The sequence below is a fragment of the Lysobacter sp. DMC104 genome (assembly GCF_056313665.1).
Genome location: NZ_JBQUZW010000008.1, coordinates 62,309 through 86,567 on the forward strand (window position 1 = coordinate 62,309; position 24,259 = coordinate 86,567).

General features: G+C 68.3%; 23 protein-coding genes and 1 tRNA gene. 5 read left to right on the top strand and 19 right to left on the bottom strand.

Annotated elements, in window-relative coordinates:
- Window positions 1–8: 8 nt before the first annotated feature.
- The 7 genes from ACT53R_RS11545 to thiS form a co-directional block, all read right to left on the bottom strand.
- Complete coding sequence (locus ACT53R_RS11545; RefSeq protein WP_476172026.1) at window positions 9–497, bottom strand: hypothetical protein; 489 nt, start codon at window positions 495–497, stop codon at window positions 9–11.
- A 636-nt stretch (window positions 498–1,133) separates the two neighbouring features.
- Window positions 1,134–2,564, bottom strand: coding sequence for an XVIPCD domain-containing protein (locus ACT53R_RS11550; protein ID WP_476172027.1), 1,431 nt, complete (start codon window positions 2,562–2,564; stop codon window positions 1,134–1,136).
- Window positions 2,557–3,093, bottom strand: a complete 537-nt coding sequence (locus ACT53R_RS11555) for a hypothetical protein (protein ID WP_476172028.1) — start codon at window positions 3,091–3,093, stop codon at window positions 2,557–2,559. The genes ACT53R_RS11550 and ACT53R_RS11555 overlap by 8 nt, the downstream gene beginning before the upstream one ends.
- Window positions 3,094–3,263: 170 nt before the next feature.
- Window positions 3,264–5,105 carry an SLC13 family permease gene (locus tag ACT53R_RS11560; protein WP_476172029.1) on the bottom strand — a complete coding sequence of 614 codons (1,842 nt, stop codon included), beginning with the start codon at window positions 5,103–5,105 and terminating at the stop codon, window positions 3,264–3,266.
- Between the two features lie 2 nt (window positions 5,106–5,107).
- Complete coding sequence (gene trmB / locus ACT53R_RS11565) at window positions 5,108–5,887, bottom strand: tRNA (guanosine(46)-N7)-methyltransferase TrmB (protein WP_476172183.1); 780 nt, start codon at window positions 5,885–5,887, stop codon at window positions 5,108–5,110.
- A gap of 44 nt (window positions 5,888–5,931) precedes the next feature.
- The gene (locus ACT53R_RS11570; RefSeq protein WP_476172030.1) at window positions 5,932–6,729 is read right to left on the bottom strand and encodes a thiazole synthase; all 798 of its coding nucleotides are present in this window, start codon (window positions 6,727–6,729) and stop codon (window positions 5,932–5,934) included.
- Between the two features lie 69 nt (window positions 6,730–6,798).
- Window positions 6,799–6,999, bottom strand: a complete 201-nt coding sequence (gene thiS, locus ACT53R_RS11575) for a sulfur carrier protein ThiS (protein WP_476172031.1) — start codon at window positions 6,997–6,999, stop codon at window positions 6,799–6,801.
- A 177-nt stretch (window positions 7,000–7,176) separates the two neighbouring features.
- On the opposite strand from thiS, the gene ACT53R_RS11580 reads away from it, so the two are divergent.
- Window positions 7,177–9,030, top strand: a complete 1,854-nt coding sequence (locus ACT53R_RS11580) for an autotransporter domain-containing protein (protein ID WP_476172032.1) — start codon at window positions 7,177–7,179, stop codon at window positions 9,028–9,030.
- A gap of 71 nt (window positions 9,031–9,101) precedes the next feature.
- A tRNA-Gly gene (locus tag ACT53R_RS11585) sits at window positions 9,102–9,175 on the top strand.
- A gap of 88 nt (window positions 9,176–9,263) precedes the next feature.
- Here the strand turns inward: ACT53R_RS11585 and ACT53R_RS11590 are convergent.
- The 10 genes from ACT53R_RS11590 to ACT53R_RS11635 all read right to left on the bottom strand — a co-directional run bounded on the left by ACT53R_RS11590 (window position 9,264) and on the right by ACT53R_RS11635 (window position 18,996).
- Window positions 9,264–10,103: a sulfotransferase family protein gene (locus ACT53R_RS11590; RefSeq protein ID WP_476172033.1), complete on the bottom strand. Its 840-nt coding sequence runs from the start codon at window positions 10,101–10,103 to the stop codon at window positions 9,264–9,266.
- Complete coding sequence (locus ACT53R_RS11595) at window positions 10,097–10,804, bottom strand: SDR family NAD(P)-dependent oxidoreductase (protein WP_476172034.1); 708 nt, start codon at window positions 10,802–10,804, stop codon at window positions 10,097–10,099. Before ACT53R_RS11595 ends, ACT53R_RS11590 begins: the two co-directional genes overlap by 7 nt.
- A complete protein-coding gene (locus ACT53R_RS11600) occupies window positions 10,801–11,556 on the bottom strand; it encodes a hypothetical protein (protein ID WP_476172035.1) in 756 nt (251 codons plus the stop codon). The genes ACT53R_RS11595 and ACT53R_RS11600 overlap by 4 nt, the downstream gene beginning before the upstream one ends.
- Window positions 11,557–11,560: 4 nt before the next feature.
- Window positions 11,561–12,910, bottom strand: coding sequence for a coproporphyrinogen-III oxidase family protein (locus ACT53R_RS11605; RefSeq protein ID WP_476172036.1), 1,350 nt, complete (start codon window positions 12,908–12,910; stop codon window positions 11,561–11,563).
- Window positions 12,910–13,191, bottom strand: coding sequence for an acyl carrier protein (locus tag ACT53R_RS11610; RefSeq protein ID WP_476172037.1), 282 nt, complete (start codon window positions 13,189–13,191; stop codon window positions 12,910–12,912). Before ACT53R_RS11610 ends, ACT53R_RS11605 begins: the two co-directional genes overlap by 1 nt.
- On the bottom strand, window positions 13,184–14,515 hold the full coding sequence (locus ACT53R_RS11615; protein WP_476172038.1) for an AMP-binding protein: 1,332 nt from the start codon (window positions 14,513–14,515) through the stop codon (window positions 13,184–13,186). Before ACT53R_RS11615 ends, ACT53R_RS11610 begins: the two co-directional genes overlap by 8 nt.
- Window positions 14,516–14,520: 5 nt before the next feature.
- Window positions 14,521–15,030 carry a hypothetical protein gene (locus tag ACT53R_RS11620; RefSeq protein WP_476172039.1) on the bottom strand — a complete coding sequence of 170 codons (510 nt, stop codon included), beginning with the start codon at window positions 15,028–15,030 and terminating at the stop codon, window positions 14,521–14,523.
- A 367-nt stretch (window positions 15,031–15,397) separates the two neighbouring features.
- Window positions 15,398–17,491, bottom strand: a complete 2,094-nt coding sequence (locus ACT53R_RS11625) for a nucleotidyltransferase family protein (protein WP_476172040.1) — start codon at window positions 17,489–17,491, stop codon at window positions 15,398–15,400.
- The gene (locus tag ACT53R_RS11630) at window positions 17,488–18,267 is read right to left on the bottom strand and encodes an ABC transporter permease (protein WP_476172041.1); all 780 of its coding nucleotides are present in this window, start codon (window positions 18,265–18,267) and stop codon (window positions 17,488–17,490) included. The genes ACT53R_RS11625 and ACT53R_RS11630 overlap by 4 nt, the downstream gene beginning before the upstream one ends.
- A 45-nt stretch (window positions 18,268–18,312) precedes the next feature.
- On the bottom strand, window positions 18,313–18,996 hold the full coding sequence (locus ACT53R_RS11635; protein WP_476172042.1) for a GrpB family protein: 684 nt from the start codon (window positions 18,994–18,996) through the stop codon (window positions 18,313–18,315).
- A gap of 398 nt (window positions 18,997–19,394) precedes the next feature.
- On the opposite strand from ACT53R_RS11635, the gene rimK reads away from it, so the two are divergent.
- From rimK to ACT53R_RS11650, 3 genes are all read left to right on the top strand, one after another.
- Complete coding sequence (rimK, locus tag ACT53R_RS11640; RefSeq protein WP_476172043.1) at window positions 19,395–20,300, top strand: 30S ribosomal protein S6--L-glutamate ligase; 906 nt, start codon at window positions 19,395–19,397, stop codon at window positions 20,298–20,300.
- 329 nt (window positions 20,301–20,629) lie between these two features.
- The gene (locus tag ACT53R_RS11645) at window positions 20,630–21,313 is read left to right on the top strand and encodes a response regulator transcription factor (RefSeq protein WP_476172044.1); all 684 of its coding nucleotides are present in this window, start codon (window positions 20,630–20,632) and stop codon (window positions 21,311–21,313) included.
- On the top strand, window positions 21,300–22,625 hold the full coding sequence (locus ACT53R_RS11650) for a sensor histidine kinase (protein ID WP_476172045.1): 1,326 nt from the start codon (window positions 21,300–21,302) through the stop codon (window positions 22,623–22,625). Before ACT53R_RS11645 ends, ACT53R_RS11650 begins: the two co-directional genes overlap by 14 nt.
- A gap of 9 nt (window positions 22,626–22,634) precedes the next feature.
- Here ACT53R_RS11650 and ACT53R_RS11655 read toward each other — a convergent pair whose 3' ends face one another.
- Both ACT53R_RS11655 and ACT53R_RS11660 read right to left on the bottom strand, forming a co-directional pair.
- Window positions 22,635–23,252, bottom strand: coding sequence for a GIY-YIG nuclease family protein (locus ACT53R_RS11655; RefSeq protein ID WP_476172046.1), 618 nt, complete (start codon window positions 23,250–23,252; stop codon window positions 22,635–22,637).
- Between the two features lie 53 nt (window positions 23,253–23,305).
- On the bottom strand, window positions 23,306–24,223 hold the full coding sequence (locus tag ACT53R_RS11660; RefSeq protein WP_476172047.1) for a branched-chain amino acid transaminase: 918 nt from the start codon (window positions 24,221–24,223) through the stop codon (window positions 23,306–23,308).
- Between the last annotated feature and the right edge of the window lie 36 nt (window positions 24,224–24,259).

The window sequence follows — 24,259 nt, forward strand, 5'->3', positions numbered from 1 at the left end:
GGGATCCCTCAGGCGTTGATGATCAGGCGGGAGACGCAGGCGCGATCGGCCTTGTCGTCGTTCTCGCCGCGCACGTAGACCTGCACGGTCACGTCGTCGCGGGCGAAATCCCAGTGGAGGATGTTGCCGAGCTTGCCGTGGGCCGGTGTCGGGCGATAGCCGGCGGCCGACAGCGCGGCGGCGTAGTCGTCGAAGTCGACCGCGATCGGCGCCATGTCGGCGTTGGCATTGCTCTCGTCGTCGAACGAGAACATCAGCCGCGAGGGTCTGGCTTCACCGATCTGCGGCAGCGACACGAGGTTGTAGGCCCAGGCGTCGGTGAGCTGGCCGCCGGTGCCGTATTCGCGGGCGTCGTCGGGGTTGAACTCGATCTTCAGCCCGGTGAGCTGTTCGATGCGGGCGGGGGCGAGATCGTCCGGGCCGCGGACGTTCTCGACGAGGTGGAGCACGCGCCGGCCGATGTCCTCGGCGCTGCTGGGGGATGCGGACTGATCCATGCGAAAACCTGTGATGACGGAGGGTGGCGGTCCGTCGGGCGGACCGGGCGCACGTCGAGGGGACGGTCGTGCGGGCCCAGTATGGAACGCGAAGCCCGCCGCGGGCAGGCCAGCGGCGGGCTTCGGGCTGAGGTATCCCCACTTTTTGTCCCGGCAGATCATCGGGTCGGGTGAGTTCGACCCATCTTGTGTCATCCGAGCCGCAGGCGAGGGATCTGCTTTATCCCGCAGCCCCATTCCCCGTCATCCCGGCGGATGCCGGGATCCCGCTGTGAAGGTTCTGCCGTTGTTCTCCTGTTTCGCTCGCTGCCGCGAGCGAGTCACCTTTCTTTGCTTGTGCAAAGAAAGGGTGACCCAAAGAAAGCACACCCCGTCGGTCGCGCCCGACGCTGCGCGTCGGGTGCACGGTCTTCGCAGGGTTTTTCGACAGCACATCCATGTGCTGATCGAAAAACGCGCGGCATCCTGCCGCGCGCCCTTCGGGCCTGATCCGCGAAGCCCGTCGCGACCAGGGGCCCCGGAACGTCAAGACCAGAATCGGCTCACGGATGTCATCGGGACATGAATGTCCGAGGCTTCCGCAAAAACTTGTGGGGATGCCTCAGGCTTCGGGGCGCGGCTTCGCGGTGAGGCGGATCAGACGTGCTGCGGCTTGTGTCCCTGCGGCTCGGAGGGCGGCGGCAGCGATGCGGCGGGCTGGCCCACGGCGACCTGCGGCGGTGGTTCGACCGGCGTCAGCTTGCCGAGGCTCTGTCCCTCGGGCGTGCCGATCGCGGCGAGGCCTTCGACCCGCGCGCTCACCGAGACGTCGCCCGCGCCCTGGGTGGCGATCAGGCCCTTGCCGTCCAGGCTGTGCGAGACGCTGTCGATCTGGCGCAGGCCGTGTTCCTGCGCCGAGACCGCGAGCGCCGCGGCGAGGTTGCGGACTTCCTGCGGACTGCCGAGGTGGTCGCGGGCGTGCAGCTCCCCGACCTGGGTCAGCGCCTGCCGGAACAGCGGGTGGTCGTCGGCGCCAGGCACCAGCGAGACCGGTGCCGACGACGAGGACGCCACCGGCACCGAGGGCTCGACCAGCGGTTTGCCGACCACCAGCGGTCCGAGGTCGCTCAGGTCGAGTTGCACCACTTCGATCTCGCCCCTGGCCTGCAGGCGGCCGTTCTCGGGCAGGCCCAGCGCGGGATGCGCCTGCAGCCGGACCGGGTCGATGATGTAGTCGCGATTGACCATGCCCGACTCGGCGAAGGCGCGTTCGGTGTCCTTGACCAAGCCCGCGGCGAACTGGATCGAATCCTGCCGGTAGTTCATGTGCGGCGCGCCGAGCTGCGCCTTGTCGGCGTAGTAGCCCTTCATCGCCTCGATGTTCTCCGGCGAGTAGGGCATCAGCCCGTCCCGACCCAGCGTCAGTCCGTCCTTCAGCGCGTAGGTGGCGGGTACGCCGACCGAGGTCTTCGCGATGAAGTCGCCCATCCGCGCCGGGTGCGTTTCGTACAGCTCGCGCAGCAGGTGCTCGGGCTTCGGATGACGGTCGTTGATGACGTACGAGGCGATGGCGTTGAAGCCGCCGATGTGGGCGCGACCTTCCTCGGCGCGCGTGCGTTCGGCGAAGGCGTTGATGGCGTCGGTGTAGTCGCGTGGCCCCGGGCCGTCGCTGCGCGCGATGCGTTCGATCTCGGGCGCCAGCCGGGTCACGCCGTAGTTCACGCCCTTCATCGAACGCGCATGCTCGGTCTCGTGGCCGAGCATGAACATGGTTTCCATGTAGGTGTGGTCGTAACCGTCGAAGCGCGGCGCCACCCGGATCGAGCCGTCGCTGACCTGGTAGGACGCCGAGCCGGCGCCGTTGACGGCCCGGTCGCTGTAGCTGCGCAGATGGCCGTCGTGGATGGTTTCGAGCGTGCGCGCCTTGAGGTCCGGCGACAGCGACATGATCTGTTCGATGCCCTTGGCCATGTCCTTGTGGCCCCGCGTGTCGCCCTTGCGGTAATCGTCGAGCATCTGGTCGAAGCGTTTCTCGTCTTCGGAGCGACGATCGAAGAAATCCCTCACGCCCTTGAAGAACTCAGCCATGGCCCACCTCCGCCGTCGCGTCGGTCGTGACCACCAGCTGCGTCACCCGGAAACGGATCGGCATCGCCAGCGCGTCCTCGCGCTCGGTCTGCACGTCCACGGCCACGTCGCCGCGCACGAAGCGATGGCCGCAGGTTGCACCGCGGGGGCCGGGGATCGCGCTCTGCGCGTAGCCGCAGGTGCGCAGCTCGTTGGCGAAGCCGGAGAACTCCGGCGAGGCGGCCGGCAGCCGCGCATCGGCACGGCGGGCGATGTTGTCGACCGAGACCACCAGCCGTTTCGGCGGACCGCCGCGGCGATCGGGGATCGAGGCGAGGTTGCAGGCCCAGGTGTCGTCGAGCATCGCGCCGAAGCCGTAGCGATGCGGGTCTTCGGGGTCGCGGCCGATCGGCAGGCCGGTGAGGTATTCGACCTTGGCCGGCGAGAGGTCGTCCGGGCCATACAGGCCATCGATCAGGTGCACGAGGCGGGTGCCGAGGTCGCCGGCGCGGGCGAGCGCCTGGGCGGTCAGCGGGGCGGGTGTCGTCATGGCAGTGCGTTCCTTGGACTGCGGAATGGGGATGGTCCTTCACCGGGCAGGCGTGCGTCGCGGAGGCGCCGCCGCCGTGCCTGCATACGGAAAAAACGGTTACAGGCGGCCGCGGGAGGGGGCGTCGGCCCGGGCGCTGCGCTCGGAACAGCCGGCTCAGAACAGCCGGCTCAGAACAGCAGGTTCACCATCAGCACCACGACCACGGTGTAGATCAGGCTCAGCGGCCCGCCCACGCGCCACAGTTCCTTCGCCGAATAGCCGGCGGGACCGACGATCATCGACATCACCGGATTGGACGCGGTCATGAAGTTGTTCGACGCCGACAGCGCCACGATCAGCGCCGCGGAGGTCGGGTTGCCGCCGGCGGCCAGTGCGATGTTGATCGCCACCGGCACCATCACGATCGTCGCGCCGACGTGGCTGATCACCAGCGAGAACGCGGTCGTCAGCAGGCCCACCGCGATCTCCAGCAGCCACGTGGGCGTACCATCCGGCAGGCGGTCCAGCGTGTGCGCCGCCACCCACGCCGCGGCGCCGCTGGAGTCCATCGCCCAGCCCAGCGGAATCAGGCAGGCCATCAGGAACACCGTCTTCCAGTTGATGGCGGCGTAGGCCTCGTCCATCTTCAGCACGCCGGTGATCAGCATGCCGGCGACGCCGGTCATCAGCGCCACCGACGCCGGGATGCGCGAGGACAGCGCGATCGCCATGGTGATGCCGAAGATCGTCATCGCGATCTTGAACTTGTGCGGGCGCTGCTCGGCCTTCGGGTAGTCGGTGACCGGCACGAAATCGCGGCCGCCCGCGGACTGCGCGAGGTCGGTCCAGATGCTGTGCAGCACCAGCAGGTCGCCGGCGCGCAGCGGGATCTCGCGCACGTCCTCGCGCAGCACCTGCTTGTCGCGGTTGATCGCGAGCAGGCGCAGGTTGAGGCGCCGGCGCAGCTGCAACTGCGTGGCGGTCTTGCCGATCCAGGTGGACGTGGGCGGGATCACCGCCTCGGAGATGCCGGCGCGCGCCGGGTTGAACAGGTCGGCGAACTCGCGCAGCCGCCCGCTCATGCGCAGGAAGCGGTTCTGCGCGAAATCGACGATCGCCTGCCGCGGCCCCATCACGCCGAGCACGCTGCCCACCCAGATGCGCGCGTCGCCGGGCGGCGCCAGGCGCGATTCGTTGCCGGTCTTCAGCGCGAGGATCGTCGGCGCGTCGTGCAGGTCCTCGGTCTCGCGCAGCGACATGCCCACCAGCGGGCTGTCGGCGCCGACGGTCAGCTCGTACACCTCGCCGTCGATGCCGTAGGCGCTGGCGAAGTAGCTCTGCGTGAGCGCCGGGGTGACGCCGGAGTCGCTGTCGTCGTCGCGCAGCCGGCGCACGCCGGAGAAGTGGAAGTAGGCCAGTCCCGCGGTGAGCAGCGCGGCGCCGATCGGCAGCGGCGCGAACATCGGCAGCGGCTTCAGCGTCATCAGGCCGGACGGCAGGCTGTCGTTCGCGGTGCGCAGCAGGTCGTTGAGCAGGATCAGCGGCGAGTTGCCGACCATCGTCAGGCCGCCGCCCATCACGATCGCCGCGCCGATCGGCAGCAGCATGCGCGACAGCGGGATGCCGGTGCGCGAGGACAGCCGCGAGGCCACCGGCAGGTACAGCGCCATCACCGACGGGTTCTGCATCACCGACGAGTTGAGCCCGGCGATCGCGGAGGTGAACAGCAGCAGGCGCGTCTCCGCGCCGCGTGCGCGCCTCAGCAGCCAGCCGGCGAGGCGATTGAGCGCGCCCGTGCGGTCCAGGCCCGCGCCGAGGATCATCGTCGCGATCACGCTCATCACCGCGTTACTCGCGAAACCGTTGAACAGGTCGCCGGGTTCGACCAGCCCGGTCAGGCCCAGCAGCACCAGCACCACCAGTGCGACCACGTCCGCGCGCAGGCGCTCGAACAGGAACAGCACCATCGTCAGCACCGTCAGCCCGAGCACGAGCTGCATGTCGCTGGTGAGGGTGAGCTGGTTCTCCATCGTCAGTCGTGGACGTCCGGTGCGGGCAGGGGATCGTCGGTGCGCGTGTAGAGAAGGTCCCACACGCCGTGGCCCAGCTTCTGGCCGCGCGTCTCGAAATGCGTCTGCGGCCGCCATTCGGGCCGCGGCACCGCGCCGCGCGGGCCGGCGACGTTGCGCAGGCCGGGCACGACATCGAGCACGTCCCACATGTGCTCGGCGTAGGCTTCCCAGTCGGTGGCCAGGTGCAGCCGTCCGCCGATGCGCAGCTTGCGCACGAGCAGGGCGGCGAATGCAGGCTGCACGATGCGACGCTTGTTGTGGCGCTTCTTGTGCCACGGATCGGGGAAGTAGATGCGGATTTCGTCGAGCGCGCCGTCGGCGATCTCGTGCTCCAGCACTTCCACCGCGTCGTGGCGGTAGACGCGGACGTGGTCGCTGCCGTCGTCGTCCAGCCAGTTCAGCAGCCGGCCGACGCCGGGCGCATGCACTTCGATGCCGATGTAGTTCCGCGAGCGGTCCTGGGTCGCGGCGAAGCGCAGCGCTTCGCCGTTGCCGAAGCCGATTTCCACCACGACCGGCGCGGGCCGGGCGGCGAACAGCGCCGCAAGGTCGCGCGGCGTGCCTTCGTAATCCACGCCGAACCGCGGCCACAGCGTATCGAACGCGCGCTGCTGCGCTTCCGTGAAGCGTCCCTGCCGCAGCACGAAGCTGCGGATCTGGCGCTGGCCGGGCGTGATCGTGAACGGTTTGTGCAGGCCCTGCGCGTCGAGGTCGTCGTGTGGCCTGCCGTCGTCCGACATGCCGTCGTGCAGCGTGTCGTCTTCGGGCGCGTGGATCGTGTCGGTCATCCGATCAGCCCGTCGACCGGCGACGAGGCCGAGGCGAAGCGCTTGCGCGGGATGCGGCCCGACAGGAAGGCGTGGCGGCCGGCCTCGATCGCCAGCTTCATCGCCAGCGCCATGCGCACCGGATCCTTCGCGCCGGCGATGGCGGTGTTCATCAGCACACCGTCGCAGCCCAGCTCCATCGCGATCGCGGCGTCGGACGCGGTGCCGACACCGGCGTCGACCAGGATCGGCACCTTCGCGCTTTCGATGATTTCCAGCAGGTTCCAGCGGTTCTGGATACCGAGGCCCGAGCCGATCGGCGCGGCCAGCGGCATCACCGCGCAGCAGCCGATCTCTTCGAGGCGCCTGGCGAGGATCGGGTCGTCGCTGGTGTAGACCATCACGTCGAAGCCGTCGGCGACGAGCTGCTCGGCGGCCTTCAGCGTCTGCACCACGTCGGGGAACAGCGTGCGCTGGTCGCCCAGCACTTCGAGCTTCACCAGCTTGTGGCCGTCGAGCAGCTCGCGCGCGAGGCGGCAGGTGCGCACGGCGTCCTCGGCGGTGTAGCAGCCGGCGGTGTTGGGCAGGATGGTGTAGCGGTCCGGCGGCAGCACGTCGAGCAGGTTGGGCTCGCCGGGGGTCTGGCCGATGTTCGTGCGGCGGATCGCGACGGTGACGATCTCGGCGCCGGCGGCGTCGGTGGCGCGGCGGGTCTCGTCGAGATCCCTGAACTTGCCGGTGCCGGTGAGCAGGCGCGAGCGGTACGTCGTGCCGGCGATGACGAGCGGGTCGTCGTAGGGGGTAAGCGCGGTCATCGCGGGATTATCGCCCATCGTCGCGGCGATGGGGGCGGCACGACGCCCGTGGATCGCGCGTCGCCGGGATCAGCCGCCGCCGAGGGCGTGGACGATCTCGACCACGTCGCCGTCGGCGAGGACGTGCTCGGGATGGCGGCCGCGGGGGACGATGTCGCCGTTGACCTCCACCGCGATCCGACGTCCGGCCAGGCCTTGGGCGACCAGCAAGTCGGCCAGGGTGCAGGGGGCGGGGAGGGCGAGAGGGGTGCCGTTGAGCCGGATGTCCATGGGCCGGATTGTCGCCCGCGACCGCCCGCCTGCCCAGTCGTCCGGGGCCCTTGTCACACTTGAGTCACACAAGCCTTCGTGAAACGATGCGGCCACCATCCGGCAGCGTATCCCCACAAACGCCGGAGCCCTGCGACACGCTTTTTTCTTTTTTCCATCAGTTCGGGAGTGGGATCCATGTCGTCCAACCGTCGGGCCATCCGGCCCATCCGCAATGCCCTGTCGATCGCGGTCCTGACCGCGAGTGCCGCACTGGCCCTGCCGGCCTCCGCCGCCGGTCCGTACAGCCAGACCGTCTTTTTCGGCGACAGCCTGACGGACAGCGGTTTCTTCCGTCCGCTGCTGCCGGCCAGCGTCCGCGCCGTCACCGGCCAGTTCACCACCAACCCGGGCTTCGTCTGGTCGCAGTACCTCGCCGATTTCTACGGTACCGGCGCCGCGCCCAACGGCAACGGCCAGACCGGCACCAACTACGCCGCCGGCGGCGCCCGCGTCGGCGTGAACAGCACCGGTGCGCTCGGCCCGATCCCGTCGCTGGCCACCCAGGTCAACAACTACCTGACCGCCAACGGCGGCCGCGCCGACAGCCGTGCGCTGTACACCGTGTGGGGCGGTGCCAACGACCTGTTCGCCATCACCAGCGGCGGCGCCGATCCGACCACCACGATCGCGAATGCCGTCACCTCGCAGATCGGCATCGTCGGCACGCTGCAGAACGCCGGCGCCCGCTACATCCTGGTGCCCACCATCCCGGATCTCGGCGTGACCCCGGGCTTCCGCGCCCAGGGCGCCGCCGCCCAGGCGTCCGGCACCGCGCTGACCCAGAGCTACAACAGCGCGCTGTTCAATGGCCTGGCCAGCAACAACCTGCACGTGATCCCGATCGACACCTTCACGCTGATCCGCGAGATCACCGCGAATCCGTCGGCCTACGGCTTCGGCAACATCACCGGTACCGCGTGCCAGCCGCAGATCACCGCCAACTCGCTGACCTGCAATCCGACCAGTCTGGTCTCGCCCGACGCGCCGAACACCTACCTGTTCGCCGATGGCGTGCACCCGACCAGCCGCGCGCACCAGATGCTCGCCGAGTACACGATCTCGGTGCTCGAAGCGCCGCGCCTGATCGGCCTGCTGCCGCACACCGAGGGCGTGATCGGCCGCGCCCGTGCCGATCGCGTCTCCGGCCACCTGGCCGGCAAGCCCGACGGCGACGGCATGCGCTGGTGGATCGACACCCGCGGCGACTTCCAGCGCTACGAAGACGGCAAGCTCTACGACGGCATGGGCCCGACCCTCACCGGCGGCATCGACTGGGCGCGCGGCAACGTCGTGTACGGCGCCTTCGCCGGCCTCGGCCGCAACGACCTCGACTTCGGCCACCGCAACGGCGGCTTCGACCAGACCGAAGCCACCCTCGGCGGCTTCGGCGCCTGGTACGGCGACGGTTTCTGGGCCAGCGGCCAGCTCAGCTACACCCAGGTCAGCTACGACGTGAACCGCACGGTGTGGATCGGACCGGTCAAGCGCACCCACACCGGTTCGCCCGACGGCACCAACCTCACCCTCGGCCTGAACGCCGGCTACGAGTTCAAGGGTGAGAAGCTGAGCCACGGCCCGGTGCTCAGCGTCCTGTCGCAGAACATCGACGTCGACGGCTACGCCGAAAGCCAGCCGGCCGAATCGACCTCGCTGGCCTTCCTCGACCAGAGCTACGACTCGCTGATCACCAGCCTCGGTTGGCAGGCCAGCTACCGCATCGACGACCACCTCGTGCCCTACGCCCGCCTCACCTGGGACAAGCAGCACGAAGACGACGCGCGCGACGTCAAGGCCCGCTCGCAGAGCATCGCCGGCAGCCTGCCGTACTCGGTGCCCGGCGTGCAGTTCGACGACAGCTACATGACCCTGCAGATGGGCGCCCGCACCGAACTGTTCGGCCTCGACGCCAACATCGGCGCCAGCGTCACCACCGAACAGGGCGTCGGCCACGACGCCAGCGTCTTCGCCACCGTCGGCAAGTCGTTCTGATCCACCGCACGTCCCTGCGACGCGGCCCGCCGGTTGCGGGTCGCGTCGGAGGCGCTACACTGAAGCCCTCCGCGGGTGTAGTTCAATGGTAGAACTGCAGCTTCCCAAGCTGCTAGCGTGGGTTCGATTCCCATCACCCGCTCCAGATTTTCCGCAACGGCGACCTCCCCGGAGGTCGCCGTTGTCGTTTGGGGTCTGGAGGATCGGTGCCGGCGATCGGCAACCGATGGCGATCACCAGCCGTCGGGCCAAGGCTGGCCGGTCGCTGCAGCGAAGCCGGCGTTGCGCGTGCGTGCCTGGTCGCGCAGGCGTTCGCGGAGGGCGTCGGGGATTGCGACCGGCGCCTTGCCGGCATGCAGGCGCGAGGCGTCAGGGTTCAGTTTGCGGCGCAGGTGCTCGGGCAGGTCGCGCAGTTGCTTCATCGCGGTCATGCGCACGGCGTCCCGGGCCTGACGCGGGTCGAAGCTCACGGGGGCATCGGGATCAATGTCCAGCCATGTGCACAGATCACGGAAGCCGGCTTCCGGCGCGGGATAGAAAGCGTCGAACAGCAGGACACGCATGCGATCGCCCGGGAAATGCGCGCGCCAGCGCGCCAGCGGCGTGGCGATGTCCAGCAGGTGCAGGTAGTGCAGGCCGAACGGGAAGTAGCTCGTGTCGAAACGGGCCTGCTGCGTGCGGAACAGCGCCGATGCGGGATCCGCATCGTTTTCGTTGCCGGTGCGCAGGTACAACTCGTACAGGCTGATGGCCATGTCCGCGGGATTGCGCAGCAGCAGCACGATGCGCGCATCCGGATGCGCCTGCGCGATCCGTGCAGGCGCCTCGCGGCTGTAGAAGTACCAGACCGAAGCTTCGGCGCGGTAGCGCTGGTCGCCCGCCGCGGCGAACAGGCGCGCGTAGTCGTCGGGATCGGTCACCGTGTGCGGTTGCGCGGGCAGGTCCGGCGCGTGGAAATGCGGCTCCTTCAGCACCGAGGCATAGACGTCGGGATGCTGCTTCAATGCGGCGAACAGCGAGGTGGTGCCGCAGCGAGGTGCGCCGATGACGAAGAGGTTCGGCGCCTTCACCACGGGAACGGCGCCTTGTCCTTGTAGAACTGTCCGGTCTCGCCGCCGCCGTCCAGTGCCAGCCACAGGATCGTGTCGGCGCCTTCCTCGGGTGTGCGCGGCGCGGCGATGCCGCCGAGCTTGGTGCGCACCCAGCCGGGCGTCATGCAGTTGACGCGGATGCCGCTGTCGGCGAGTTCCAGCGCCATCGCCTGCGTCAGCACGTTCAGCGCCGACTTCGAGCTGCGATAGCCCAGGTTGTTGCCTTCGATGCGCGTGGAACTGCCGTGCCCGCTGGAGACATTGATGATGTGCGCCTGCGGACGGCCGCGCATCAGCGGCACCGCGAGCTGGCTGAGGCGCCATGGGCCGAAGAAATTCACGTCGAAGGTCGCGCGCGCCTGCGCCAGGCTTTCCTCGCTGGGCTTGTCGCGCACGCCGACGGAGACACCGGCGTTGTTGACGAGAAGGTCGAGGTGGCCGTGCGCCGCGGCGATGGTGTCGATCGCCGCGGTCATCGAGGCTTCGGAACACACGTCAAGCCGGATCGGCGTGACGTTGGCGAGTTGCCGGCGTTCGATCGCCGCGCGGCCTTCGTCGAGGTCGCGGCAACCCATGTAGACGTGAACGCCGCGGCGCGCGAAGCCTTCGCAGACGGCCAGGCCGATGCCGCGATTGCCGCCGGTGACGAGGGCGACGCACGTGTCGTCGTTGGTGCCGTTCATGCCGTCTCCGTCCGGTATTCGGGAAAGCGATTGAAGAGGAAGGCTTCCTTGCGCAGGACGAACGCGCGCAGGGCGTCGTCGAAATAGGCGTCCGCATCCGTGCGGACACGCGCCTCGTGCGCCTGGTCGGGCAGGACGCGCGCATGCGTGCGAACTCGCTGCACGTGCGTCGCCGCCACGCCGAAGCGTTCGAGACAATCGGCGAGGTCGTCGTTGAGCGTCTCGGTGCGCAGGAACTCGACCGGATATTCGTGCGCATCGAGTCGGCCGCGTGCCAGATCCTGCTCGGTCAGGTCGGCGAAGGCCTCGCGGGACTCCCGGCAGAAGAAGCGGATGAACTGCTCGGTGTGCCAGCCGGGCGCCAGTGCCGGCGGCAGGTGCCGGGCTTCGTAGCCCGTGGCGACGCCGCGATGGACGTTCACGAAGAAGCGATTCGCGATCGCCACGAAATCCACGAAAGCGACGTCGGGATACGCGGGGAATGCCTCGCGGATGACCGCCGCGTCGCAATACTCCTGCGGCTGCGTGCGCCACCAGCCGTAGTGATACTGCGACACGTAGCGATCGAACGGCGAGCGCATCACCGACAGGATCGGCTTGCCGCAGTCCGCTTCCGGGATCTCGTCGCAGGTGGCGTGCTTGCGGCCCGTTTCCACCGCCGTGTCGCCGTAGACCTGGCGCAGCATTTCGGTGATGAAGGTCCCGCCCGTCTTCGGCATGTGGATGAAGACGAAATCCGGTGTGATCAGCATGCGGTCAGGCCCTGAGCGGCCTCGCGTCGCCGGTGAGCACGCGCCGCAGGCCCGCGCCGAGATAGCGCCCGCTGTAGTCGCCGTACAGCACGCCTTCGTCGGTGAGACGCAGGCGGCCGTCGTCGACCGTGACCAGACCTTCGCGCACCAGGTGCGCGATGTCCTCGGCGAGCACGTGGTCGAGGCGCAGGCCGTGCCGGCGACGATAGTCGTCGAGGTCGATCACGGTCGTCTTCAGGCCCATCACCAGGTCGCGCATCATGTGGTCAGCGCTGCTGAGTTCGAGCACGCGCTGGGTCGGGATGCGACCGCTTTCGACGCGTTCGAGGTAGGCGTCGATCTCGCTGACGTTCTGCCGCGAATGCCCGGCGACGGTGCCGAAGGCCGATGCGCCGAACCCGTACAGGTCCTCGCCGCGCCAGCGACTGATGATGTGGTGCTGCGGATACTTGCCTTCGCGCGTGAAGGTGAAATAGGTCGACGGCAGGTAGCCGTGTTCGCGCAGCCGCGACAGGCCCCAGCGCGCGAACGCCATCTCCTGGTCCTCGGTCGGCAGCGACAGCGTGCCCTGGCGGATGTCGCTCATGTAGTGCGCGTTGGAGTACAGCTCCATCTTGTAGACGGTGACCGCATGCACCCCGAGCGAGATCGCGCGGTTGATCGAATGCTGCCAGCTTTCCATCGTCTCGCCTTCGAGACCGGACAGCAGATCGATGTTGACGACGGCGCCGGTCTGCAGCGCGCGCTCGATTGCGCGGGAATTCTTTTCGTCGGTGTCGTGGCGGCCGGTCAGCGCGACGACGCGATCGTCGAACGACTGGATGCCGAAACTGATGCGGTTGACGCCCAGATTCGCGAGGCCGTCGATCATGCGGTTGTTGAGCGTGACCGGCTCGATCTCGAAGACGAACTCCGGGTCGTCGAGGCGGAAGCACTGTTCGATGGTCCGCTTGATCCGCGCCAGCTGGTCCGGCTGGATCACGCTGGGCGTGCCGCCGCCGAAGTAGATCGAGCGCACCTTGCGCCCGCGCAGGCGATGCGCGTCCGCGACCAGTTCGATCTCGCGGCACAGCGCGTCGACGTAGCGCTCGCGCGTCGCGTGCGAGGATTCGGACAGCACCTCGATCTTGTAGAAGCAGTAGCGGCAGCGCTGCAGGCAGTACGGGATGTGGAAGTACAGGTGCAGCGGCTTTTCGGAAACGAGGTCGATCTCGCTCGCGGATTTCCAGTAACGCTGCGGCGGCCAGGCCACGACGAAGCCGTTGCGGTTGGGCGCCTCGCCGCGGTAATCCGCCGGCGCTTCGGCCTGCGGTGGCGCGGTATCGCCGACGAGCGCGATCTTCAGCGGTTCCATCACGCATCGACCTCGCAGGCGCGGTCGGCCATCCGCTTCAGCACGAGGTCGGCGACGCTGTCGAGCGAGCGGAACGTCGCCGATTCCAGGTCCTCGTCGAGGATGCGGATCGGGAAACGGCGTTCGAGGTGGTTGATGAACTCGGCCATGCTGATCGAATCGAGCGCGAGCCCGTCCTCCAGGAACGAGGCCGCATCGTCGATCTGGTCGCGGTCGATGTTGAGATCGAGGTCCTCGGCGATGATCTGCTTCAGGAGGTCGATGACGCGGGCTTTATCCATGGCGGTGGTCCTTCGTGATGGTGTTCCGGTCGGGCTTGCCGCTGCCCAGTCGCGGGAGTTCGGCGACGAGCACGTAGCGATCCGGTCGTGCGAAGACCGGCAGCGTGTCCGCCGCGTGTTGCTTGAGTCGATCGAGGGTCAGGTCCGGCGATGACGGCTGGACCGCGACGGCGATGGCCTTGCCGGCGATGGTGTCTTCATCGAGCACGATCGCGACGGCGAGTTCGACGTCGGGCCACGCCATGATCGTGCGTTCGAGGTCGGCCAGCACCAGCAGCTTGCCCGCGCGATTGAGGCTGAGGTCCGCGCGCCCGCGGATCCCGAAGCGGCCGTCATCGTGGAAGACCGCGATGTCGCGCGTGTCCCATTCGCGCGGCACGGCCCGGCACGCGTCCTCGTGGACGATGTGCGTCGCGGCATGCGGGTGGACGACGACGAGCGTGCTCTGCTCGACATCGGCCTCGGCCGGGAACACGCGCACGCCGTCGAGCGCACGCAGTGCCTGCGGCCGGTTGGCCTCGGAAATGGCGATCACGCCGAGTTCCGAGCTGCCGTAGAGATCGAAGACGCGGCCGAAGAGTCGTTGCGCGTGGGCGTGCAGCGATGGCGGGATGCCGTCGCCCGCGAGCACCAGGCCGCGGCAACCGGGCACGGGCGTGTGCTTGCGCTGCACCAGCGTGCGCAGCAGGTGCGGCGTCGAGAAGACCCAGGTCGGCATCGCGGCGCGCAGGGCGTCGTTGAAGCCGAGCAGATTGGCCTTCGGCAGCAGATGCACGTCCGCACCGGCCAGCAGCGCGGGGATCAGTGCGGCACCGAGACCGTACATGTGGTGCAGCGGGACGGTGACCAGCACGCGGTCGTCCGCGGCCAGCTCGAGGCGCTGCAGCGCCAGCGCCGCGGTCGCGAGCAGGTCGCGGTGCGCATGGCGGATCAGCTTCGGCGTGCCCAGCGTGCCGGAAGACAGCACCACCAGCCCGTCGGGCCAGCCGATCGACACCGTGGAGGACGGTGCGACGTCGTGTGCATCGCCTGCCGCGCCGATCACCGCATCGCACGGCGCCGGGGGCATCGCATCGGCGGCGCAGAGCAGCGCCGGGCGGTGATCGACGATGGCCGCGAGCAACAGCGACAGCATGTCGACATCGCCGATCCCGCGCAGTGCGGGCAGCCTGTGCGCGGGATGCGCCTGCCAGCGTGCGCGCCCGCGTGCGAGCAGCGTCTTCAGCGGAACGCTTTCGCCGCCGAGATGCACCACGCTGTCGCTGGCGGCGAGGACGGCCGTCCAGTCGTCGCCGGTATCCGCCACGCATTCGACCTCGCTCACCGCGTTCACCGCGCCCGCTCCAGCGATTCGTCGTTGAGGATCTCGCGGATCTCTCCGCAATGCACCCCGTTGAACGTCAGCTCGAAGTAGCGCGAGATCGCCCAGTCGGAAGTCGTCTGCAGGCCGGGCGGCGCCGGCACCCGCAGCGTTTCGATGTCGCGCTTCTCGAGGAGTCCGAGGTTGTCCGGGTCAAGCAGCTTGCCGATGCCTTCGGTGCGTTCGATGAGGCGTTGGCGTTGGCCTGCATCGAGCCGGGACAGCGAGATCGAGGATTCCGCCACCAGGATGATGTTGCGGACATGGCGCACGTACAGGCGCGAATGGCGGCGCAGGATCTCGCCCCGTTCGGGATGCGACTCGATCGATTGGTGCACGACTTCGACTTCGACCGGATGGCCGGAGACGGTTTGCAGGAAGAACGTCGTGGAGCCCTGCAGCGCCAGGTATTCGGCGAGCCGTCCCGAAGGCGCGACTTCGATCGATCCCGTGCGGGAGTCCGGAGAAGCGGTGTCCATGCCCGGAAGCATGGGCCGGAGAGCCAGGGGATCAGCGTTCATGAACGTCCGTGCAGAAAAACGATTCCATTGACCGACGCTGCGGTCGCTGCATGTGCGGATTCAGCGCGACGCGTGCGTGCGAAGACCGACATGCCAATGCATGCACTCCCGTTGCCGGGGAGGCATGGGCCGACTATAGGCGCAGCCGAAGGCGGAACACAACATGACGATCGACCTGTCGTGGTCCCGGATCCGGGCCTGCTTCACGGAGCGCAGCCGTTCCGTGCGGCGCTTCGCGACTCAGCAAGCCTGCCCCCGCATCGTCTCGTCGCACGAGAACCGTGGTGCGATCGATTGCCTGGCGGGTCGATTCCGATGCCGGGCATCATCGCGTCCGTTCGGCGAGCGCGGTTGTCATCGATGCCACGTACACCCAGGCGCTCTGGCGGCAGCGCTTGGCGTTGGGGTCGTAGCCGCCGATGTAGAGCCTGTCCGCCGCGAACGGCGACACGGCGAACGTGCGCGCGGCGACGAGTTCCGGCGCGGGAGGCGCATCGGGATCCTCGACGCGACCGAGCGTGTAGCGCGTGCCGTCGGGATCGCGGATCAGATACCACGCGTCGCGCACCCACCCGTCCGCCGGGTGCCTGTCGAGCTGTGTGCTGTAGGTGGCACCGAGTCCGCACAGCAGTCGCGCCTCGCCGCTGCGCGGATCGACCACCGGCAGGAAGTCGTCGTAGGCCGCGACGGCGTAGGTCGGGCGTTCGCCCCAGTGCCGGCCCAGGAAGTCGATCACGTCCAGTTCGAGCGTTTCGCGGAAATCGTCCTGCGGATCGATGCGCACCACGCGACAGAGGTCGCCTTCCAGCGCCGCCAGCAGCACCTCGCCCGGGCCGTCCGGATTCGGCACGGTGGTGAGGCCGCGGAATCCGCTGCTCGGGACGACCAGCGGATGCGGGATCGTGTAGACCTTTTCCCAGCGTGGCGCCGGGCCGTCGATGCGCCGGTAGATGTCCGGCTTGATGCTGACGTACAGCTGCCCGTTGCATTCGGTGAAGGACATCGGACGGCGCGTGTAGCCGGATAGCTCGGCTTCGGTGTCCCAGCGGATCCTGCCCGGCACGTCGGCGTCATGGACGCCGCTGAAGATGCCGGTGGGCGCGGTGCCGGCGAACACGCGCTCCTGGCCGGTCACGCAGTCGCGATGGACGAAGAAATTGCGCGTGCTGGCCACGCCGGGGCCGCTGCCGAGGTGTGTGCGCGTCCACGTGCCGTGCTCGTCGTCGAAGCTGTCGATGTAGACCAGTCCGCGGCTGTCCGACGGCGCGGCGAGCAGCACGGACACGGGCGCATCGAGTGCGCGTCCGTCGCCGTCGCGGGTGAACGTCACCGAGTCGAGCGTCGCGCGCCAGTGCGCGCGCTCGAAGGCGTGGACCTGCCGCCATTCGCCGTCGTCGCGATCCAGCATTGTGATCTGTGCGCCGTTCTGCGGATCGTCCGGGCGATAGTCGTTGAGCTTGTACGAGAGCGAAGCGAACAACCGTCCGCGATGCGGCACCAGATGCAGCACCTCGGTGCCGCCGAGCAGGTGGCCATCCGCGTCGTGCTGGCCGGCCTGGAAAACGCGACGGAACGGGGGCGCCGTGGCGGAAGTCGATGGGGCCATGCCGATGTCCGGTTTGAAGAAGACGTCCAGCGTCGCGAAGGAGGCCGGCTCGCGCGCGCAGGCGTAGAGCCGTCGGCGGAATTCGGCCCGCTGCGCGGCGTCGATGTGGAGGTGGTTGGGGATCCAGCGGTGGATGCGCTCGCCCATGCCCTGGATGTCGCGATCCGCGCGCCGTGCGAGGTGCACGCGCACGCCGTCGGTGGCGGCGTAGCCGCGGCACAGGAACTGGAGGATGCGGAACGTGGTGCGGTAGCTGGTGTCCAGCACGCGCGGATGCGTGACCAGCCGCAGCGTCTTCGTGCGCACGTCGTCGAGCCCGTACCCGAGCGGGTCGAGGAGAACGTGCTCGCGGCAGTCGTAGTAGAACGCGTTGACCGAGAAATCGCGCATCTGCGCGTCCTCGACCAGATCGCTGCGCGGGACGAACGTGGTGCTCCACATGTCGTCCCGCTGGATGTCGCGCCAACTGCGCAGCATGTTGATGTCGATGCCGCCGGAGGCCTCGTTGCCCCAGCGCAGCACGCCGAAGCGTTCGTTGTGCATGCGCAGGGCATCGATCCCGGGATATGCCGTCTCGAGCCGTCGAAGCACCGCATCGACGGAGGCGTCCACGCACAAGTCGATGTCGTTCCCGGGATAGCCGGCCAGCCAGTCGCGCGGCGCGCCGCCGACGATGAAGACCCGCATGCCGGCGTCCTGCAGCAAGGCGACCACGTCGCGGACGCGCACGTCGTGGCGGTCGTCGCGGTACACCGGGCGTTCGAAGGCGGCGTCGACCAGGTGGGGATCGAGTGCATCGTCGATGCGGTTCACGATCGTGTCCCCGTGCCGCGGCGCAGCAGGTGGAGCGCCAGCGCGGACAGGACCAGCGCGAGGCCGAGCATCACCGCCAGCGACACCGCGAGCCCCGGCGCGCCGGTGCCGAGCATGCCGTAACGCAATGCGCCGATCATGTGCGCCAGTGGATTGGCCTGCGCGATCTGCTGCCACGGCGCGTGCAGCAGGCCGATCGGATAGAACACGCCGCCGAGGTACGCCAGCGGCGTCAGCACGTAGTGCGAGACATGGCCGATGTCGTCCAGCGTCTTCGCGTACAGCGCATTGATGAAGCCCAGCAGCGAGAAGACCGTCGCGGCCAGCAGCACCGACAGGCCGGCGACCAGCGGGTGCGCGATCGGCAGCGACGGCGACAGCAGCCACGCGATGGCGATGACGATCGTGCCCACCAGCAGGCTGCGCACCACGGCGCCGGTGACGTAGCCGAGCAGGATGATGCCGTTCCGCATCGGCGATACCAGCATCTCCTCCACCGCGCGGTTGAAGCGCACGAAGAAGAACGAACTGGAGGCGTTGCCGTAGCTGGTGGTGATGACGGACATCATCACCAGGCCGGGCGTAATGAATTGCAGGTAGCTGGAGGCGCCTTCGAAGGTGCCGATGCGATCGCCGATGAGCTTGCCGAAGATCGCGAAGTACAGTGCCGTGGAGATCGCCGGCGGCACCAGCGTCTGCAGCCACAGGCGCAGGATGCGCGCGACCTCGCGGCGCACGATGCAGTGCAGGGCGATCAGGTCGGACGACGCGTTCATGCCGTCGCGAGGCCGGTGGACAAGCAGGACATCCGCATCAGGGCGTCAGGTCGGTGCGCCGGCGGTGCGCCACGCGTTGGCACGCGCGGTGATGCGCACCACGAGGATCTTCTTCAGCGCGCTGTATTCCAGCCAGGTCTGGTCCGGCGTCGCCGCCAGGGTGCGCTTGAGATCGACGTAACGCTGCCGTTCTTCCGGGAAGGTGCGCAGGAAGTCGCGGAAATTCGTGACGTCGGCGAGGCGCGGATGGTCGGCGGGGCAGGTGTGGACGACGAAGGCGCGCCCGCCGTCCGCGCCGATGCGCCAGTGCCACGCGAACCCGGCATCGATCGGACTTTCGCCATGCGCCCGATAGCCGAGGTCGGCGAGTGTCCGTGCCAGTGGTTCGATCGCGTCCTGCGTGCGTGCGGCCACGACGATGTCGAGGATGTCCTTGCTGGCGAGGCCCGGGATCGACGTGCTGCCGATGTGCTCGACCGCGGCGACGTCCGCGTCGCCCAGGGCGCCCAGCAGGCGCTGCTTCTCGTCCTCGAAGGCCTGCGGCCAGCCGGGGTCGTAACCGCTGCGCAGATCGAGATCGAGCGCAGGGACGCGCACGCGCGAGTAGCGACGCACGAACTGTTCGACGGTTTCGGCGCCGAGTTCGCCGGGCTGCACCTGGGATTGCAGCCGGCGCAGGATGCGTGCGAGCTGGAGCGCACCGCCGATTCCGTTCGATGCCGCGTTCATCGCGCCACGCTCCATGTCTGGCATGGGCGCGTCTCGCGGAATGCGACGGTGAGCGGCCCAGTCGTGTCCCTGTCGATGCCCGGTGCGGGGCGATCGGCATCGCACGTGGCGATGCGCGCATCCGTGCGCATGACGGGCGGTGGCGGGCTCATCCTGATCCTCGAAGCAACTGCTGAACTCCTTTCGGCACCATAGCACGGCCTCGCGGAGCGTCGACAGTGACGCATGTGCGCCGCTCCCCGTCCCGTGCCTGCGCATGTCGCCGCGGCGGGTCCGGCATGGCGTTGCATGCCGTCTCCCGTGCGCTCGCGCCTGCAGGGCCGTGCGTCGCCGACCGCGGCGGGAACTGTCATCATTCCGCGGCAGGCTGGCATCGCCCGCCCCGACGGAGCGTCCGCATGAAACTCGCCATCCTGTCCCGCAACGCCAAGCTCTACTCGACGCGTCGCCTGGTCGAAGCCGCGCGGGCGCGCGGACACAGTGCGCGCGTGCTCGATCCGTTGCGCTGCTACATGCGCATCGCCAGCGACGGCTTCGACATGCACTACAAGGGCCGCTCGATCTCCGGCTATGAAGCCGTGCTGCCGCGGATCGGGGCGTCGATCACCCGCTACGGCTGCGCGGTGCTGCGCCAGTTCGAGCTGATGGGCAGCGTCACCCCGAACGGGGCGGAGGCCATCGTCCGCGCACGCGACAAGCTGCAGGCGCACCAGCGGCTGGCGGCGGAGGGTATCGGCATGCCGATGACGGTGTTCGGCGACAACCCCGACGACACCACCGACCTGCTGTCGATGCTCGGTCCGCCGCCGCACGTCATCAAGCTCAACGAGGGCACCCAGGGCGCGGGCGTGATCCTGACCGAGAAGCCGTCGGCCTCGCGCAGCGTGGTCGAGGCCCTGCGCGGGCTGTACGCCAACTTCCTGGTGCAGGAGTTCATCGCCGAGGCCGAGGGCGCCGACCTGCGCTGCTTCGTGGTCGGCGATGCGGTGGTGGCGGCGATGCGCCGGCAGGCGCCGCCGGGCGACTTCCGCTCGAACCTGCATCGCGGCGGCTCGGCCGAGGCGGTGGTCGCCGAGCCGGACGAATGCGCGGTCGCGGTGCGCGCCGCGCGGGCGCTGGGGCTGGGCGTGGCGGGCGTGGACCTGATCCGCTCCCGCCGCGGCCCCCTCGTGCTGGAGGTCAATTCCTCGCCCGGACTGGAGGGGATCGAGGCCGCCACGGGCGTGGATGTGGCCGGAAAGATCGTCGAACACATCGAAAATTCTGTGAAACCGCAGCCAAAGGCCGGAAAGCGGAAGCGCTGATCGGCCGCCGCCCGGCGGCTGTCACGGCGCTTTAACGCCGCTTTAATCGCGCCGGGCGTAGCGTGTCCCGGCCGATTTCTGTGATTCCACCCATCCTCGTCAGGGCAGGTGCAGAACCGGCGAATCGGGGTGACACCCAACCTTCGGCCCGGGCGGCACGCGTCGTCCGGGCCCTTTTTTGCACGGTGCGCGCGACTGTGCATGGTGTCCTGCGCACGCGCCCGGCGTGCCGGGACCCGTGTGACAGAATGTCCGCACGCGGCCTCCGGCGCCCGCGGGAACTGCCCGCGGAACGACCGGTCCGAGCAAGACCTCCGAGGACTTTCCGCATGCGCATACTCGTGATCGAAGACAACCAGGACATCGCCGCCAATCTCGGCGATTACCTGGAGGACCGCGGCCATACCGTCGATTTCGCCGCCGACGGCATCACCGGCCTGCATCTGGCCGTGGTGCACGATTTCGATGCGATCGTGCTCGACCTCAACCTGCCGGGCATGGACGGGCTGGAGGTCTGCCGCAAGCTGCGCGGCGAGGCCCGCAAGCAGACGCCGGTGCTGATGCTCACCGCCCGCGACAGCCTGGACAACAAGATCGCCGGCTTCGATTCCGGCGCCGACGACTACCTGATCAAGCCGTTCGCGCTGCAGGAAGTCGAAGTCCGCCTCAACGCGCTCGCCCGCCGCGGCAAGGGCACTCAGACCCGGGTGCTGGAAGTCGGCGACCTCGAATACAACCTCGATACGCTGGAAGTGCGTCGCCAGGGCAAGCTGCTGCAGCTCAACCCGACCGCGCTGAAGATCCTGCAGGCGCTGATGGAGGCCTCGCCGGCCGTCGTCACCCGGCAGGAACTCGAGACCCGCGTCTGGGGCGAGGAACTGCCGGACTCCGACAGCCTGCGCGTGCACATCCACGGCCTGCGCGCGATGGTCGACAAGCCGTTCGGCGTGCCGCTGATCCAGACCCGCCACGGCATCGGCTACCGCATCGCCGCGCCCGATGCCTCCAGCTGACGGCGCTCCTCCCCGGCGCCGACGCCCGGCCTACCGCCGGCGCCTGCGCAGCCGCATCGTGCTCTCGTTCCTGTTGCTGGGGTTCGGGCTGACGTCGCTGTTCGCGTTCGCGACGCAGTGGACGCGCGACCGCGTGGAAACCGCGGTCGTCGAAGACCTGATGAACCGCAACATCGAAGAGGCGGCGCGCAATTTCAAATCCGATCCGTCGAATCCGCAGTTCGCCGTCGACCAGATCCGCGCCTTCGTCTATACGCCCGACAAGTTCGACTCGGTCAAAGTGAACCGGCCGGAGTGGTATCGCCTGTCCGACGGCATCACCAGCTTTGCCGGCGTGGACGAGAGCGGCAACGCCTTCAATTACAAGCTGGCGGTCCGCAAGACGCCGGAGGCGTGGTTCTTCCTCGCCTACGACATGACCCGCGCCAGTCGCGGGCAGGCGGAATTCAATCGCGCGATCTTCTTCTCCGTCGTCTTGTTCACCTTGTTCTCGCTGCTCGTCGGCCTCTGGGCCGCTTCCCGCGTGATGAGCCCCGTCACCGAACTCGCGCAGCGCCTGCGCCGTTCCGGCCGCAGCGCGGAGCCGGAGGCGCTGGCCTCGCATTTCGCCGAGGACGAGGTCGGTGAACTGGCGAAGGCGCTGGATGATTACGCCGAACGCCTGACCGACGTCGTGCGCCGCGACCGCGAATTCAACGCCGACGTCAGCCACGAACTGCGCACGCCGCTGGCGGTGATCCGTGGTGCGGCGGAACTGCTGCTCGCGCGTTCCGATCTCGACGACAAGACGCGCACGCGTCTGCGCCGCATCCAGCGCGCCGAACAGCAGTGCACCGACCTCATCGGCGCGCTGCTGCTGCTGTCGCGCAACGAGCGCGGCCACGGCGCCGCCGACGTCGGTCGCATCGCCGAACAACTGCTGGACGCGCACCGTGGCCAACTGGGCGGCAAGCCGCTCGAACTCCGCCTCGACGGCGCGCCGGGGCAACTCGTGATCGACGCACCGGAAGCCGCGGTGACGGTGGCGCTGAGCAACCTCATCGGCAACGCCGTGAAGTACACGCCGCAGGGCGAGGTCGTGGTGCGGCTGGGCGAATCCGCGGTCGACGTCATCGACAGCGGCCCGGGCCTCAGCGCCGAGGACGCCGCGCGACTGTTCGAACGCGGCTATCGCGGCAGCCACGCCGAGCACACGCAGGGCGGCGGCATCGGCCTGTCGATCGTGCGCCGCCTGTGCGCGCTCTACGGTTGGCGCGTGCGCGTGGTGCCGGGAGCGGAGAAGGGTGTGGTCGCGACGCTGGCGTTCGGTTAGGCGCGTCCCCTACTCGCCTGATCCGTAAGTCTCGTCATAGATATCCCTCAATAGCCGGCCATCGAACGTCCAGTAGGGGCCCGGGGCAACACTGTAATCAATTCCTAGCGACAGGCGTGTTGCCGCCGTCAGTGACATTTCCACGTTTTCGAACAAAACCTTCCTGTTCGAATGCACGATCGCAGTGCATTCGTTTCGTGTCGATTTCAGGCTGGCGCCGACAGGGATTCCCATCTCCTCGAAATCGAAATTTGGTCGCGCGGCCTTGGCCTGTTGAGCGGCTGCAATGGATTGGGAGTCCACTGCGCTCGGCTGCTTTTCTACTTCGCCGGTGGCATCTTCCACGTGCAGAAGCTTCAAGATTGCGATCGCTTGACCGGGGTCGATCCGAAAGAATTCACGCTTGGGGTTTAACCGCTGCGGGGCGAACGCCATCTGGAGCGCCCGCTCGACCTCTTCGGGATTCGGAACCTTGCAAGCAAACTCAAGTTGGAACGGCAATGGCACGCCTGTCGTGTATAGCTGTCCAATCCTGGTATTGGCGTCAGCCTGTGTCGTGTATCCGATCTTGACGAGCCCGGGCATTGCGGGATTGGTCAGAACGTAGACGATCTTCAGTTCGCTCATTACGGCAGGCTCTGTTCGATTACATGCATTCGCTGTCGCCAGCGAAAGAACGCTCACACCCGCTCCAGCCACCCGTACTTGTCCGCCGTCTTGCCGCTGAACAGGCCGAAGAACAATTCCTGCAGGCGGCGCGTGACCGGGCCGGGCTTGCCGGCGCCGACCTGGCGGCCGTCGACGGAGCGGATCGGCGTGATCTCGGCGGCGGTGCCGCACATGAAGAGTTCGTCGCAGAGGTAGAGGTATTCGCGCGGCAGGTCGCGTTCGATCACTTCGATGCCGGCGTCGCGGGCGAGCGTGATGATGGTGTTGCGGGTGATGCCGTTGAGCAGCGCGGCGCTGACGGGCGTGGTGTGCAGTGCGCCGTCGAACACGAGGAACAGGTTCTCGCCGGCGCCTTCGCTGAGCAGGCCGGTGGAGGCCAGCGCGATGCCTTCGCCGAAGCCGAGGCGGCGTGCTTCGCGCGCGACCAGTTGGCCGGAAAGATAGTTGCCGCCGGCCTTGGCGCCCGCCGGGATCGTGTTCGGTGCGAAACGCTGCCAGCTCGACACGCAGGCGTCGATGCCTTCCTCCAGCACGGTGGCGCCGAGGTACTGGCCCATCTTCCAGGTGGCGACGGCCATGTCGACCGGCGTTTCCGCGGACAGGCCGAAACCGCCCAGGCCGCGGTAGGCGACGGGGCGCAGGTAGTCGGTGGTGTTGCCGTTGGCCTTGATCACGTCGCGGCAGGCGGCGTTGATCGCGTCCAGTCCGTACGGCATCGGCATGTCGTAGATCTTGGCCGAGGCGTACAGGCGGCGGTTGTGGTCGGTCAGGCGGAAGATGATCGGGCCGTCGGGCGTGTCGTAGCAGCGGATGCCTTCGAACACCGACGAACCGTAGTGGACGACGTGGGCCATCACGTGGGTGGTGGCTTCGGCCCAGGGCTTGATCGTGCCGTTGTGCCAGATCCACTCGGGGTATTGCTGGGCCATGACCAAAGTCCGTGCTCGGGAAAGACCGTAATTCTA

Bases quoted from the DNA above. Each gene is read 5' to 3' on its own strand.
- ACT53R_RS11555 (WP_476172028.1), bottom strand. From the start codon at position 3,093: ATGACGACACCCGCCCCGCTGACCGCCCAGGCGCTCGCCCGCGCCGGC.
- ACT53R_RS11580 (WP_476172032.1), top strand. From the start codon at position 7,177: ATGTCGTCCAACCGTCGGGCCATCCGGCCCATCCGCAATGCCCTGTCG.
- ACT53R_RS11610 (WP_476172037.1), bottom strand. From the start codon at position 13,191: ATGGATAAAGCCCGCGTCATCGACCTCCTGAAGCAGATCATCGCCGAG.
- thiS (WP_476172031.1), bottom strand. From the start codon at position 6,999: ATGGACATCCGGCTCAACGGCACCCCTCTCGCCCTCCCCGCCCCCTGC.
- ACT53R_RS11560 (WP_476172029.1), bottom strand. From the start codon at position 5,105: ATGGAGAACCAGCTCACCCTCACCAGCGACATGCAGCTCGTGCTCGGG.
- ACT53R_RS11595 (WP_476172034.1), bottom strand. From the start codon at position 10,804: ATGAACGGCACCAACGACGACACGTGCGTCGCCCTCGTCACCGGCGGC.
- ACT53R_RS11545 (WP_476172026.1), bottom strand. From the start codon at position 497: ATGGATCAGTCCGCATCCCCCAGCAGCGCCGAGGACATCGGCCGGCGC.
- trmB (WP_476172183.1), bottom strand. From the start codon at position 5,887: ATGTCGGACGACGGCAGGCCACACGACGACCTCGACGCGCAGGGCCTG.
- ACT53R_RS11660 (WP_476172047.1), bottom strand. From the start codon at position 24,223: ATGGCCCAGCAATACCCCGAGTGGATCTGGCACAACGGCACGATCAAG.
- ACT53R_RS11650 (WP_476172045.1), top strand. From the start codon at position 21,300: ATGCCTCCAGCTGACGGCGCTCCTCCCCGGCGCCGACGCCCGGCCTAC.
- ACT53R_RS11635 (WP_476172042.1), bottom strand. From the start codon at position 18,996: ATGAACGCGGCATCGAACGGAATCGGCGGTGCGCTCCAGCTCGCACGC.
- ACT53R_RS11645 (WP_476172044.1), top strand. From the start codon at position 20,630: ATGCGCATACTCGTGATCGAAGACAACCAGGACATCGCCGCCAATCTC.
- ACT53R_RS11620 (WP_476172039.1), bottom strand. From the start codon at position 15,030: ATGGACACCGCTTCTCCGGACTCCCGCACGGGATCGATCGAAGTCGCG.
- ACT53R_RS11655 (WP_476172046.1), bottom strand. From the start codon at position 23,252: ATGAGCGAACTGAAGATCGTCTACGTTCTGACCAATCCCGCAATGCCC.
- ACT53R_RS11630 (WP_476172041.1), bottom strand. From the start codon at position 18,267: ATGAACGCGTCGTCCGACCTGATCGCCCTGCACTGCATCGTGCGCCGC.
- ACT53R_RS11600 (WP_476172035.1), bottom strand. From the start codon at position 11,556: ATGCTGATCACACCGGATTTCGTCTTCATCCACATGCCGAAGACGGGC.
- ACT53R_RS11570 (WP_476172030.1), bottom strand. From the start codon at position 6,729: ATGACCGCGCTTACCCCCTACGACGACCCGCTCGTCATCGCCGGCACG.
- rimK (WP_476172043.1), top strand. From the start codon at position 19,395: ATGAAACTCGCCATCCTGTCCCGCAACGCCAAGCTCTACTCGACGCGT.
- ACT53R_RS11605 (WP_476172036.1), bottom strand. From the start codon at position 12,910: ATGGAACCGCTGAAGATCGCGCTCGTCGGCGATACCGCGCCACCGCAG.
- ACT53R_RS11550 (WP_476172027.1), bottom strand. From the start codon at position 2,564: ATGGCTGAGTTCTTCAAGGGCGTGAGGGATTTCTTCGATCGTCGCTCC.